Origin of the sequence: Microbispora sp. CSR-4 (assembly GCF_008033685.1) — a bacterium.
Classification (GTDB): Bacteria; Actinomycetota; Actinomycetes; order Streptosporangiales; family Streptosporangiaceae; genus Microbispora.
The window spans coordinates 26,710-39,510 of the sequence record NZ_VJVX01000012.1 but is presented as its reverse complement, the minus strand read 5'-3'; the positions used below and the strand labels follow the sequence as shown (position 1 = coordinate 39,510).

Here is a 12,801-nt window from a genome sequence, read left to right as displayed (position 1 = left end):
GCAAAACATGGAAGGACCCTCGGTGCCTATGGTGAAGATTTGGGCGAAAGTTACGCGTGTTGTGAGGGCACCGGCGCGTGCGACGCGCCGGTTGACGCACGCCCAGGGAGCCGGGCGCACCGGTCTCGGCCACCTCATCGAGGTGACCGCCGCCCATTCCGCCGGGGACGCTCTGGTCACCGTGGCCCTCGCCGGGGCGCTGCTGTTCGGGCTGCCGGTCGGCCAGGCCCGCGGCCAGGTCGCGGCATATCTGCTGATCACCATGCTGCCGTTCGCGGTGGTGGCGCCCTTCGTCGGGCCGGTGCTCGACCGGCTCCGATCGGGCCGCCGCTACATCATGGCCGGCACCCTGCTCGCGCGCGGCCTGCTGTGCTGGGGGATGGCAGGCGCCGTCCACGCCTCCGACACGGTCACGCTGTTTCCTTCGGCGCTCGCCGTGCTCGTCCTCTCGAAGGCCTACAACGTGTCACGGGCGGCGGTCATGCCGAGCGTGCTGCCCGCCGACATCCCGTTGGTGACGGCCAACGCCAGGGTCGCGCTGTTCGCGCTGGTGTCGGCCGGCGCCGGCGCCGGTGTCGCCGCCGGCCTGTCCGCCGTGGCCGGGGCCGACTGGGTGCTGCGCGTCGCCGTGCCGCTGTTCCTGCTGTCCGGGGCGTTCGCCGTACGGCTGCCGCGGCACGTGGACGCGCCCGACCTGGAGGAGGCCGGGCCGCGCCCCCGCTGGCGCACCGTGCTCAGCCTGGGCCCGGTGGTGGGCGAGGCCATGGGGGCCAACGCCGCGATCCGGGTGCAGTCGGGCTTCCTCGTGTTCTTCCTGCTGTTCCTCGTCCAGGACGGCCACCTGCGCGGCGTGGATCCAAAGGCCGCGCTGGCGCTGCTGGCCGCCGCCGCGGGCGCGGGCGGCCTGGCCGGGGCCGCCGCCGGCTCCTGGTCGCGATCCCGATCTCCGCACCTGACCGTCATGGCCACGCTCGCGCTGGCCACGGTCGCCACCGTCGCCGCGGCCTTCTTCTTCGACGTGTGGACCGCCGCCGCCGTGGCCCTCGTGGGCGCGTTCGCCCAGGGCCTCGGCAAGCTCGCGTTCGACGCCATCGTGCAGCGCGAGATCGGCGAGGAGGTGCGCTCCTCGGCGTTCGGCGTCGCCGAGACGCTGCTCCAGATCGCCTGGGTCCTCGGCGGCCTGCTGGGCCTGGTGATGTCGCTGTTCGTGGCCGGTCCCGCCGGGCTCGGCGTGATGTCCGCCGCCCTCGCGCTCTCGTTCGGCCGCCTCGTCATCCTCCGCCGCCGCAGGCTCGCCGCCCGCACCGCCACGGCCACCTGAACCGGCCACCTGAACCGGCCACGTGGACCAGCGCCTTGAACCAGCCGCCTTGAATCGGCCACTCGCGCCACCACGCCCGCCTACGCGGCCCCGCACCCCGCCACGGCCCGCGTCCGCCCAGGGGTTGGCCGGGCGGCGGGAACGGACGCGGCCGGTGAGGGGACCGGTCAGGCGTCGAGGTCGTCGGCGACGGCGCGCAGGACTGTGGCGATCTTCTTGGCGTGCGCCGCGTCCGGGTGCTTGCCCCGCTGGTAGGAGTTCGAGATGTCGTCGAGAAGCTTGATCAGATCCTCGACGATCACGACCATCTCGTCGGGCTTCTTCCGCTTCGCCTTGGCCTTGGCGGTCTTGGCCAGCGTCGGGGGCTGGTCGATCACCCGCACCGAGAGCGCCTGCTGACCGCGGCGGCTCTCGGCGACACCGAACTCGACCTTCTGTCCGGGCTTGAGCGCCTCGACCCCCTTGGGCAGGGCGGAGGAATGCACGAAGACCTCACCGCCGTCGTCGCGGGTGAGGAAGCCGAAACCCTTGTCGGCGTCGTACCACTTGACCTTGCCACTCGGCACAGGGGTGACCTCGTTCAGACTGTCGTGAAGGTGACTGTAGGTAGGTTATGCCCAGAGACCGGCCCCATGGACCCACTCGAAGGCCAATGAAGCGTCCCGTGACGAGATTCTTGTCGATCTTCCCGGCGAGTGCGCAAACCCCTGCCACACGGGCGCTCCGGCGGCCGGACGAAGGCCGAGCCCTACCATGGAGAGAATGACGGGCACGGACTTCGCCGAGTGGCTTCGCGGCCGTTCCGACGAGCTGCTGCGGGCGCTCGTGGCGGCGCGGCCCGAACTCGTGACGCCCGTCCCCGCGCACATCGACGGCCTGGCCGCCCGCGCCTCCAGCCCCTCGGCCATCGGCCGGGCGCTGGACCGGCTTGACCGGTTCACGCTCGCCGTCCTGGAGACGCTGGCCCTGCGGCCCGGTCCCGCCGATCGCGAGACGTTGCTTTCCCTGCTCCGCCGCGCCGTTCCCGCCGATCACGACGACGAGACCCTCGGGTCCGCCCTCGACGCCGCGCTCGGCGTGCTGACCACGCGCGCCCTGGTCTACGGCGCCGCCGACGCGCTGCTGCCCGCGCCGGGCGTGGCCGAGGCGCTCGAACCCCCGGCCTCCCTGGGACCGCCGGCCGCCGAGGTGTTCCGCCACCACCCGCCCGAACGGCTCGACGTGCTTCTGCGGGACATCGACCCGGCGTACGAGGACGGGCGGGCGGACGGCGAACGGCCGGCCAGGGAACGGCTCGCGGCGCTGCTGGCCGATCCCGCGACGGTCGCGCGGCTCGTCGGCGAGGTCTCCCCGCAGGCGCAGACGGCCCTGAACGAGCTCGTCTGGGGCCCGGCGAGCGGACGGCTGCCCAACGCCCGCCGCGAAGTGGACGCCGCGAACGCCCAGTCGCCCATCGAGCAACTGCTGGCCCGGGGCCTGCTCGGCGCGACCGGCGAGGAGACCGTCGCGCTCCCCCGCGAGGTCGCCCTCGTGCTGCGCGACGGCAGGGTGCACCGCGACCTGTCCCCCGGCCCGCCCGCCCTGGAGGGGTCCGTACGCGACCAGGACCTGGCCGACCGCACGGCCGCCGGGCAGGCGTTCACGTTCGTGCGCATGGTCGAGGAGCTGTGCGAGGTGTGGAGCGTCGACCCGCCGGGCGTGCTGCGCACGGGCGGCCTCGCCATCCGCGACCTCAGGCGTACGGCCCAGCTTCTCGACCTGCCGGAGTGGGCGGCCGGGCTGGTGGTCGAGGTCGCGCACGCGGCCGGGCTGGTCGCGGCGGGCGAGGGGGAATGGCTGCCGACGGGCGGCTACGACGGCTGGCGGATCAAGGCCACCGAGGACCGCTGGGCCGTGCTCGCCGACGCGTGGGCCGCGATGGAGCGCGCCCCCGGGCTGATCGGCGAACGGGACGACCGCGACCGTCCCATGAACGCCCTCCACCCCGATCTCCGCAGGCCGGGGGCGGCCCAGACGCGGGCGCGCACGCTCGCCGTGCTGGAGGCGGCGCCGCCCGGCCTCGCACCGACGCCCGAGTCGGTGCTGGCCCGGCTCGCCTGGGAGCAGCCCCGCCGTCGCCCCGCGCTGCGCGACCGGCTCGTACGCTTCGCCCTGCGCGAGGCCGAGCACATCGGCGTGACCGGGCTCGGCGTGCCGTCCTCACACGGCCGCGCCGTGGCCCGGGGCGACGGCACGACGGCCGACCTGCTCGGCCCGCTGCTGCCCGAGGCGGTCGACCACGTGCTGCTGCAGGCCGACCTCACCGCCGTGGCGCCCGGCCCGCTGACCACCGACCTCGGCCGCAGGCTCGCGCTCATGGCCGATGTGGAGAGCAAGGGCGGCGCGACGGTCTACCGCTTCTCCGAGCAGTCGGTGCGCCGGGCGCTCGACGCGGGGCACTCGGCCGACGACCTGCTCACCGTGCTGGAACGCCACTCGGCCACCCCGGTGCCGCAGCCGCTGCGCTACCTGGTCACCGATGTGGCCCGCCGCCACGGTCGGATCCGGGTCGGCACGGCGTCGGCGTACATCCGGTGCGACGACCCGGCCCTGCTCGACGAGGTGCTCGCCGACAAGCGGGCCCACCTGCTGCGGCTGCGGCGGCTCGCGCCGACCGTGCTGGCGTCCAAGACGTCCAGGGCCGCGCTGGTCGACTCGCTGCGGGCGATGGGATACGCGCCGGTGGCCGAGTCGCTGGAGGGCGACGTCGTCGTCGCGCGGGCCGACGCCCGGCGGACCGAGGGGCAGCCCGCCGCCCGGGTGACCGCGAACACCGCCCCCGACCCCGAGGTGGTCGCCGCGGCCGTACGGGCGATGCGGGCGGGGGACTCGCGGCGGCGGCCCGTGGAGGCGCCCGAGGGCCAGGTGCCCCGCTCCCCCGCGACCGCCACGATCAGCGCGCTCCAGGACGCCATCCGGCAGGGGACGCGGGTGTGGATCGGCTACCTCGACTCGCAGGGACACGCCACCAGCCGCATCCTCGAACCGGCCCGGATGGAGGGCGGCTACCTCACCGCGTACGACGAGACCCGGGCGACCGTCCACCGCTTCGCCCTGCACCGCATCACCGGCATCGCCGAGATCGGCCGATGACACATCCGTGGTAAATCTTGAGGTCCCCCGTAGTAAAGGATCTCAGGATGACGACTCCGGAGCAGCCGGGGCAGGGGCCCCAGGATTGGCGGACGCCGTCCAACCCCTATGGACCGCAGTCCGGCTCCACCCCCTACGGACAGCCCCCCTACGGACAACAGCAGTACGGCCCGTACGGCCCGCCGCCCGGACCCGACCCCAACCAGCAGTACGGGCAGCAGTACGGGCAGTATGGCCAGTACGGGCAGTACGGGCAGTACGGGCAGTACGGGCAGCAGCCGTACGGCTACGGCTACTACCCTCCCCGGCAGCAGGGCCCGCGCACGCACGCGATCGTGGCCCTCGTCGTCAGCATCGTGCTGGCGCTGAGCTGCTACTTCACTCTCGGCGGCATCGCCGGGGCGATCCTGTCCGGGGTCGCGCTCGGCAAGGTGGACACCGAGCCGGACCAGTCCCGCAAGCTGCTCAAGTGGACGTGGATCTCCATCGGCATCAACGCCGCCCTGTTCGCGATCGGGATCGGCGCGCTCATCTGGGCCGGGATCAACGGCTACCTCGACGACTGATTCCCGCGACCGGGACTGATTCGGCCCGGCCTCGTGTTTGATAGGCGTTAGCCGTACGAGGGGGAGCAGGCATTGAGTGACGGGCCGCTGATCGTCCAGTCGGACAAGACGCTGCTGCTGGAGGTCGACCACCCGAGGGCGGACGAGTGCCGGAAGGCCATTGCCCCGTTCGCCGAACTCGAGCGCGCGCCCGAGCACGTCCACACCTACCGGGTCACCCCGCTCGCGCTGTGGAACGCCCGGGCCGCCGGGCACGACGCCGAGCAGGTGATCGACGCGCTGATCGGCTTCAGCCGCTATCCGGTGCCGCACGCGCTGCTCGTGGACGTCGCCGAGACCATGGCGCGGTACGGCAGGCTGCGGCTGGAGAAGCACCCCATCCACGGCCTGGTGCTCACCAGCACCGACCGGGCCGTGCTGGAGGAGGTGCTGCGCTCCAAGAAGATCCAGCCACTGGTCGGGGAGCGCTTCGGAGCCGACATCGTGGCCGTGCACCCCTCCGAGCGCGGCAACATCAAGCAGACGCTGCTCAAGCTCGGCTGGCCGGCCGAGGACCTGGCCGGATACGTCGACGGCGAGCACCACCCCATCGACCTGCGCGAGGACGGCTGGTCGCTGCGGCCCTACCAGAAGGAGGCGGCCGACGCGTTCTGGCACGGCGGCTCCGGGGTCGTGGTGCTGCCGTGTGGCGCGGGCAAGACGATCGTCGGCGCGGCGGCCATGGCGCACGCCCGCGCGACCACGCTGATCCTCGTCACCAACACGGTCTCCGCCCACCAGTGGAAGCAGGAGCTGCTCAGGCGCACCTCGCTGACCGAGGACGAGATCGGCGAATACACCGGCACCAAGAAGGAGATCCGGCCGGTCACGATCGCCACCTACCAGGTCATGACGACCCGGCGGCAGGGCACCTACCGGCACCTTGAGCTGTTCGACGCCCGCGACTGGGGGCTCGTCGTCTACGACGAGGTCCACCTGCTGCCCGCGCCGATCTTCCGGATGACCGCCGACCTCCAGGCCCGCCGTCGCATCGGCCTCACCGCCACGCTCGTACGCGAGGACGGCCGGGAGGGCGACGTCTTCTCGCTCATCGGGCCCAAGCGCTACGACGCGCCCTGGAAGGAGATGGAGAACCAGGGCTACATCGCCCCCGCCGAGTGCGTCGAGGTGCGGGTGACGCTCAGCGACGACGAGCGGCTGGCCTACGCGATGGCCGAGAACGACGAGCGCTACCGGTTCTGCTCGACCACACCCGCCAAGACGCGGGTGACCGAGGCGCTGGTGCGGCGGCACGCCGACGAGCAGGTGCTGGTCATCGGGCAGTACATCGACCAGCTCGACGAGCTGGGCGAGCACCTGAACGCGCCGGTCATCAAGGGCGAGACCAAGGTCAAGGAGCGCGAGCGCCTGTTCCAGGCGTTCCGCGACAAGGAGATCCGGGTGCTGGTGGTCTCGAAGGTCGCCAACTTCTCCATCGACCTGCCCGAGGCGTCCGTGGCGATCCAGGTCTCCGGCACGTTCGGCTCACGCCAGGAGGAGGCGCAGCGGCTCGGCCGGGTGCTGCGCCCCAAGGCCGACGGCGGCGGCGCACGGTTCTACTCGGTGGTCAGCCGCGACACGGTCGACCAGGAGTTCGCCGCGCACCGGCAGCGGTTCCTGGCCGAGCAGGGCTACGCGTACCACATCATCGACGCCGACGACGTGGGCGAAGAAGACCCCGCACGCTGACGACGCAGGCCAAGAGGACCCGGCGCTGACCGCGGCCCCGGCACAGAGCTTCGGGTTCGCGACGTACGGCTTCGCGCAGACCCCGATGCACGGATCCCGGGCCGACACAGCGCTCGGGGTTCCTGCACCTTTCGCAGCCCGGCGCAAAGCTTCGCGGCCCGGAGCAGAGCTTCGCGGCCCGGAGCAGAGCTTCGCGGCCTGGCGTAGGGCTTTCGGGGTCCCAGCCCAAGGCTTCGCGGCCCGGGGCAGAGCTTCGCGGGCACCGGCCGGCGTGGCGCGAAGCAGGCCGCCGCGCCCGGCCTTGTTCACCGGCTGCGACCTTGTTCACCGCGCGCGACTCGATGCGCCGCGCGCGGGCTGATCGGCGACGAGGGGGCAACCACCGCCGCGGGGCGGGCGCTGCGCGACCAGGTCCAACGCATGACCGGCGAACCGGCGAGCCCGGTCCCGGTCCTCGCCAAGCCCGCTCCGCTCCCCGAGCCCGGTGGCGTGTGCTCACTAGGTCCAGGAGATGCCCTTGGGGCTGGTCACCACATCACCTCCTCGCGCTTTGCCCTCACATGATGCAGTCGTGATGGCGGCAATACCCAGCAGACAAGGCGAATCACACAATATGCGCATTTTTCGTCTTGATCCTGGTTTCTCGCTGCCCCTCATCCCGCCCGTCTATACGCCCGGCTCACGCAGAACGGCGAGCCCGGCTCACCCACGCGGCATATCAGGACAAATCACCCCACTACTGCATGTCGTTCTCCCGGGGGCCGACGATGGAGCGCTCCAACGCCTCCTCCGGAAAGCTTCTCGCGCCGGTCAAGGGGGCGCGGTCACTGGACAGTCAGGCCGCCGACGAACAACACCACCAGCGCGACGATCCAGGCCGCCACGGCGACGCCGTACAGGGACTCGCGCCGGGCGAACCAGGCGAACCCGGTGGCGCACACCGCAACCACTCCGACCATCACGGACACCGTGACCACCGAGGCGATCCGGTCCGCACAGCCCGGCGACGGTCCCACGCTCGTCGTGCAGAAGGCCTGCGTGCTCCAGTCGCCGAAAACCGCGAACCCCCACAGCGCGGCGAGCAGCAGGCTCGCCGCGGCCGGGATCGCCGGAGGAACCACGGTGCGCGTCACCCGAGTACAGATACCCGTCCCGGGAAAGAGCGACACGCGAGAGAAATACCGTTTCGGCATCGCGGTGTCCATCGCTAAGCTCTTGAGTTTCCCGCTTCCACAAGTCCCGACCTCGTCATGCCCAGAGGAGTTTTCGCATGCCCGGAGATGTGCTCGAAGCCGAGCGCGCCCATCTCGCGGCCTCCCGAGCCGCGCTGCGAGCGATGCGCGAGCACGCGCAGTCGCTGTCGGCGGACGCCGCCGGCGACTGGGTGTCGCAGCAGGTTCTGCAGGGCCTGCTCGACCAGCGGGTGGCCGCACTGGCCGACCACCCCGACGCGCCGCTGTTCTTCGGCCGGTTGGACCGTGCGGCCGGCGACGACCTGCCGAGCACGGTCTACGTCGGCCGCAGGCACGTCCACGACGAGAGCAGCCGGCCCCTCGTGATCGACTGGCGCGCCCCGGTCTCGCGCGCCTTCTACCAGGCCAGCCCCGCCGACCCGATGGGGGTGGCGCTGCGCCGCCGGTTCGGCTACCAGGGCGGCGACCTCACCGCGTACGAGGACGAGCCGCTCGACGGCCGGGCGCTCGGGCAGAGCAGGCTGCTGACCGAGGAGATCGAGCGGCCCCGCACCGGCCCGATGCGCGACATCGTGGCGACCATCCAGCCCGACCAGGACGAGATCGTCCGCGCCGACCTCGGCGTGACCGTCTGCGTGCAGGGGGCGCCGGGCACGGGCAAGACGGCCGTGGGCCTGCACCGCGCGGCCTACCTGCTCTTCACCCACCGGGAGAAGCTGGCGCGCTCGGGCGTGACGATCGTCGGGCCCAACCGGGCCTTCCTGTCCTACATCTCCTCGGTGCTGCCCGCGCTCGGAGAGGTGAAGGTCGACCAGACGACGGTGGCCGGGGTCCTGGGCGACCACGCCCATCCCGAGGACCCCGCGGTGGCGGCCGTGAAGGGCGACGCCCGCATGGCCGAGGTCGTCAGGCGGGCGCTGTGGCTGCACGTGACCAAGCCGGTCGACGGGGTGCTGTTCACCAAGGGCATCAACCGCTATCGGGTGCCCGATCACGAGGTCCGCGAGATCGTCGCCTCGCTGCGCGGCACGACCCGGTACGGCCCGGGCCGCGCCACCCTGGCCCAGCGGCTCGCCCACGCCGTGCTCGTCCAGATGGAACGGCGCGGCGAGTCGCCCGACGACCGGGTCCAGGACGCCGTGGCCCGGTCGAAGCCGGTCAAGGCCGTGCTCGACGCCGTCTGGCCGAAGCTCACCCCCGAGCAGGTGCTGTTCCGGCTGCTGTCGGACGCGGAGTTCCTCGCCAAGGCGGCGAAGTCGGACCTCTCGCCGGAGGAGCAGGCCCTGATCCTGTGGCGCAAGCCGTACAAGTCGCACCGCTCGGCCAAGTGGACGGCCGCCGACGCGGCGCTGCTGGACGAGCTGGCCGACCTCATCGAACGGACGCCGTCGCGGGGACACCTCGTGGTGGACGAGGCGCAGGACCTGTCGGCGATGCAGTTGCGGGCGCTCGGACGCCGCTGCCGCACCGGCTCGGCCACCGTGCTCGGCGACCTCGCCCAGGGCACCACTCCCTGGTCGGCGCGTTCGTGGAAGACCGTGCTCGACCACCTCGGCCAGCCGTCCGGCGAGGTCACCGAGCTCACGCTCGGCTTCCGTGTGCCTCGCGAGGTCCTCGACTTCGCCGCGCGGCTGCTGCCCTCCGTGGCGCCGGATCTCGCCCCGCCGCGCTCGCTGCGTCCCGGCGCAGGCTCCCTGTCCGTACGCCGCGAGGCCGACGTCACCGCCGCCCTCCCCGGGGCCGTACGGCAGGCTCTCGCGCAGGAGGGCTCCATCGGCGTCATCGCCCCGGACTCGGCCCTTCCCGCGCTCTCGGCGGCTCTGGAGGCCGCGGCGGTGCCGCACACGGTGCTCGGCCCCGACTCGACGGGCGACGACCGGGTGCTGCTGGTCCCGGCGACGCTCGCCAAGGGTCTGGAGTACGACCACGTGATCGTCGTCGAGCCGGCCGCGATCGTGGAGGCGGAGGAGCGTGGCCTCGCCCGCCTCTACGTGGTCCTCACCCGGGCGGTAACGTCGCTGACCGTCCTGCACGACCGCGATCTTCCGGAGGAGCTGCGATGACCTCTCCCGACGTACGCGTCCGCTATGGAGCGCTCGACGACGTCCCGGCCGTACTGCGGTTCTGGCTTGAGGCCGCGGAGAACACCGACAGGCACGACGACGCGGGCAAGGTGGTGGCCCTGATCGAGCGCGATCCCGAGGCGCTGCTCGTCGCCGAGATCGACGGCCGCATGGTCGGCACGCTCATCGCCGGATGGGACGGCTGGCGCGCCCACCTCTACCGGCTCGCCGTGGACCCCGCCCACCGGCGCATGGGCATCGGATCGCTGCTGATCCGGGCCGCCGAGGAGCGGTTCAGGAAGTTCGGCGCGTTCCGCGCCGACGCGATGGTCCTGCACGACAACGCCCTGGCGCATCACGCCTGGACTGCGGCGGGATACACGATGCAGACCGACTGCGCCCGCTGGGTCAGACGCCTCACCTGACGCGTTCAACGGGAAAGGGCGGTTCCCCCGAGGGGAACCGCCCTTCCGTTGAGACGAAGCAGGCAGATGGATCAGAAGTCCATGTCGCCGCCGCCGGGCATGGCGGGGGCCTTCTCCTTCTCGGGCTTCTCGGCGATGACGGCCTCGGTGGTCAGGAACAGCGCCGCGATGGACGCCGCGTTCTGCAGCGCCGAGCGGGTGACCTTGGCCGGGTCGATGATGCCGGACTCGAACATGTTGACGTACTCGCCGGTCGCGGCGTTGAGGCCCTCACCAGCCGGGAGGTTGCGGACCTTCTCCACCACGACGCCGCCCTCGAGGCCGGCGTTGACGGCGATCTGCTTCAGCGGCTCCTCAAGGGCCTTGCGGACGATCGCGGCACCGGTGGCCTCGTCGCCGTTGACCTCGAGCTTGTCGAACGCGTTGGCGCCGGCCTGCAGCAGAGCCACGCCACCACCGGGGACGATGCCCTCCTCGACCGCGGCCTTCGCGTTGCGGACGGCGTCCTCGATGCGGTGCTTGCGCTCCTTGAGCTCGACCTCGGTGGCCGCGCCGGCCTTGATGACGGCGACGCCGCCGGCCAGCTTGGCGAGGCGCTCCTGGAGCTTCTCGCGGTCGTAGTCGGAGTCGGTGCGCTCGATCTCGGCGCGGATCTCGTTGACCCGGCCGGCGATCTGCTCGGCGTCACCGGCGCCGTCGACGATCGTGGTCTCGTCCTTGGTGACGACGACCTTGCGGGCGCGGCCGAGCAGGTCGAGGGTGGCGTTCTCGAGCTTGAGACCGACCTCCTCGGAGATGACCTGGCCACCGGTGAGGATGGCGATGTCGCCCAGCATGGCCTTGCGGCGGTCGCCGAAGCCCGGAGCCTTGACGGCGACGGACTTGAACAGGCCGCGGATCTTGTTGACGACCAGGGTGGCCAGGGCCTCGCCCTCGACGTCCTCGGCGATGATGACCAGCGGCTTGCCGGACTGCACGACCTTGTCGAGCAGCGGCAGCAGGTCCTTGTTGGCCGAGACCTTGGAGTTGACGATCAGGATGTACGGGTCCTCGAAGACCGCCTCCATGCGCTCGGGGTCGGTCACGAAGTAGCCGGACACGTAGCCCTTGTCGAAGCGCATGCCCTCGGTGAGCTCCAGCTCCAGGCCGAAGGTGTTGCTCTCCTCGACGGTGATGACGCCTTCCTTGCCCACCTTGTCCATCGCCTCGGCGATGAGGGCGCCGATCTCGGTGTCGGCGGCGGAGATGGAGGCGGTGGAGGCGATCTGCTCCTTGGTCTCCACGTCCTTGGCGAGCTTCGACAGCTCCTCGCTGACGCGCTCGACGGCGGCCTCGATGCCCTTCTTCAGCGCCATCGGGTTCGCACCCGCGGCGACGTTGCGCAGACCCTCACGGACCAGCGCCTGGGCGAGCACGGTAGCCGTCGTGGTGCCGTCACCGGCGACGTCGTCGGTCTTCTTGGCGACTTCCTTGACGAGCTCGGCGCCGATCTTCTCCCACGGGTCCTCGAGCTCGATCTCCTTGGCGATGGAGACACCGTCGTTGGTGATCGTGGGGGCGCCCCACTTCTTCTCCAGCACGACGTTGCGGCCCTTCGGGCCGAGGGTCACCTTCACGGCGTCGGCGAGCTGGTTCATACCGCGCTCGAGACCGCGCCGGGCGTCCTCGTCAAACGCGATCATCTTGGCTGCCATTAGGCTAGACCTCCCAGTAGCAGGGTGTCTTCACGGACCGAGCCGACGCCCGCGACGGCATGGACCCGCTATCCCTGCGCGGGCCCCATCGCCCCGATCCCGATTGTTGTCACTCTCGACCTCAGAGTGCCAAACAAGTATTTAGCACTCTACCCCTGAGAGTGCAAGCGGAAGCCATGCTGACCAGCTTGTACGGTATGTCCGGAGCATCCCTTCGGTGCGCCGCGCCACCTGCCGAGACTCACCAGCCGAGCCGGCCGAGACCAAGGGGCCAGGCTCCCTCCGGAGCACCACACTCACCGGCCTGAACCGCGGGGCCGAGTAAGGCAAAGAAGGCGTACAGCAGGCGGAAGGCCCGGTGCGCGGGGTCGCGCACCGGGCCTTCCGTAGGTCGATGACGGGATCAGACGGCGCGTACGGCTTCCGCCTGCGGGCCCTTCTGACCCTGCGTGATGTCGAACTCAACCCGCTGACCCTGCTCGAGGGCCTTGTAGCCGTCCATCAGGATTGCCGAGTAATGGACGAACACGTCCTTACCACCGTCTACCGCGATGAAGCCGTAGCCCTTGTCCGCGTTAAACCATTTGACGGTGCCCTGCGCCACTTCCGACTCCTCTTGCTGGGCTGGGGACCACACCCAAGAAGCCCCCGGTTTTGTCGATCGACATCGACCATACCC

At 71.5% G+C, this 12,801-nt stretch carries 10 protein-coding genes; 6 read left to right on the top strand and 4 right to left on the bottom strand.

Annotation, left to right across the window (positions count from 1 at the left end):
* Positions 1 to 91 precede the first annotated feature (91 nt).
* Complete coding sequence (locus FLV34_RS12110) at positions 92 to 1,321, top strand: MFS transporter (protein WP_261985747.1); 1,230 nt, start codon at positions 92 to 94, stop codon at positions 1,319 to 1,321.
* Between the two features lie 167 nt (positions 1,322 to 1,488).
* On the opposite strand, the gene FLV34_RS12105 is transcribed toward FLV34_RS12110, so the two are convergent.
* Positions 1,489 to 1,887, bottom strand: a complete 399-nt coding sequence (locus FLV34_RS12105; protein WP_142650926.1) for a cold-shock protein — start codon at positions 1,885 to 1,887, stop codon at positions 1,489 to 1,491.
* A 196-nt stretch (positions 1,888 to 2,083) separates the two neighbouring features.
* Between FLV34_RS12105 and FLV34_RS12100 the strand changes: the two genes are divergently transcribed.
* The 3 genes from FLV34_RS12100 (at position 2,084) to FLV34_RS12090 (ending at position 6,747) form a co-directional block, all read left to right on the top strand.
* A complete protein-coding gene (locus tag FLV34_RS12100; RefSeq protein ID WP_147943104.1) occupies positions 2,084 to 4,453 on the top strand; it encodes a helicase C-terminal domain-containing protein in 2,370 nt (789 codons plus the stop codon).
* Between the two features lie 47 nt (positions 4,454 to 4,500).
* Positions 4,501 to 5,019: a hypothetical protein gene (locus FLV34_RS12095; protein WP_147943103.1), complete on the top strand. Its 519-nt coding sequence runs from the start codon at positions 4,501 to 4,503 to the stop codon at positions 5,017 to 5,019.
* Positions 5,020 to 5,091: 72 nt separating this feature from the next.
* Positions 5,092 to 6,747 carry a DNA repair helicase XPB gene (locus FLV34_RS12090; RefSeq protein ID WP_142650923.1) on the top strand — a complete coding sequence of 552 codons (1,656 nt, stop codon included), beginning with the start codon at positions 5,092 to 5,094 and terminating at the stop codon, positions 6,745 to 6,747.
* An 824-nt stretch (positions 6,748 to 7,571) separates the two neighbouring features.
* On the opposite strand, the gene FLV34_RS12085 is transcribed toward FLV34_RS12090, so the two are convergent.
* Complete coding sequence (locus FLV34_RS12085; protein ID WP_142650922.1) at positions 7,572 to 7,952, bottom strand: hypothetical protein; 381 nt, start codon at positions 7,950 to 7,952, stop codon at positions 7,572 to 7,574.
* 65 nt (positions 7,953 to 8,017) lie between these two features.
* Here FLV34_RS12085 and FLV34_RS12080 point away from each other — a divergent pair, with 65 nt between their 5' ends.
* Both FLV34_RS12080 and FLV34_RS12075 read left to right on the top strand, forming a co-directional pair.
* On the top strand, positions 8,018 to 10,003 hold the full coding sequence (locus FLV34_RS12080) for an AAA family ATPase (RefSeq protein WP_147943101.1): 1,986 nt from the start codon (positions 8,018 to 8,020) through the stop codon (positions 10,001 to 10,003).
* A complete protein-coding gene (locus FLV34_RS12075; protein ID WP_147943100.1) occupies positions 10,000 to 10,428 on the top strand; it encodes a GNAT family N-acetyltransferase in 429 nt (142 codons plus the stop codon). The genes FLV34_RS12080 and FLV34_RS12075 overlap by 4 nt, the downstream gene beginning before the upstream one ends.
* Before the next feature lie 71 nt (positions 10,429 to 10,499).
* Here FLV34_RS12075 and groL read toward each other — a convergent pair whose 3' ends face one another.
* Positions 10,500 to 12,122, bottom strand: a complete 1,623-nt coding sequence (groL, locus tag FLV34_RS12070) for a chaperonin GroEL (RefSeq protein WP_079319299.1) — start codon at positions 12,120 to 12,122, stop codon at positions 10,500 to 10,502.
* Between the two features lie 403 nt (positions 12,123 to 12,525).
* Positions 12,526 to 12,726 carry a cold-shock protein gene (locus FLV34_RS12065; protein WP_079319298.1) on the bottom strand — a complete coding sequence of 67 codons (201 nt, stop codon included), beginning with the start codon at positions 12,724 to 12,726 and terminating at the stop codon, positions 12,526 to 12,528.
* Positions 12,727 to 12,801: the final 75 nt, after the last annotated feature.

Coding starts and splice junctions, on each gene's coding strand:
- FLV34_RS12100 (WP_147943104.1), top strand. CDS start 2,084: ATGACGGGCACGGACTTCGCCGAGTGGCTTCGCGGCCGTTCCGACGAG.
- FLV34_RS12095 (WP_147943103.1), top strand. CDS start 4,501: ATGACGACTCCGGAGCAGCCGGGGCAGGGGCCCCAGGATTGGCGGACG.
- FLV34_RS12085 (WP_142650922.1), bottom strand. CDS start 7,952: ATGGACACCGCGATGCCGAAACGGTATTTCTCTCGCGTGTCGCTCTTT.
- FLV34_RS12080 (WP_147943101.1), top strand. CDS start 8,018: ATGCCCGGAGATGTGCTCGAAGCCGAGCGCGCCCATCTCGCGGCCTCC.
- FLV34_RS12075 (WP_147943100.1), top strand. CDS start 10,000: ATGACCTCTCCCGACGTACGCGTCCGCTATGGAGCGCTCGACGACGTC.
- groL (WP_079319299.1), bottom strand. CDS start 12,122: ATGGCAGCCAAGATGATCGCGTTTGACGAGGACGCCCGGCGCGGTCTC.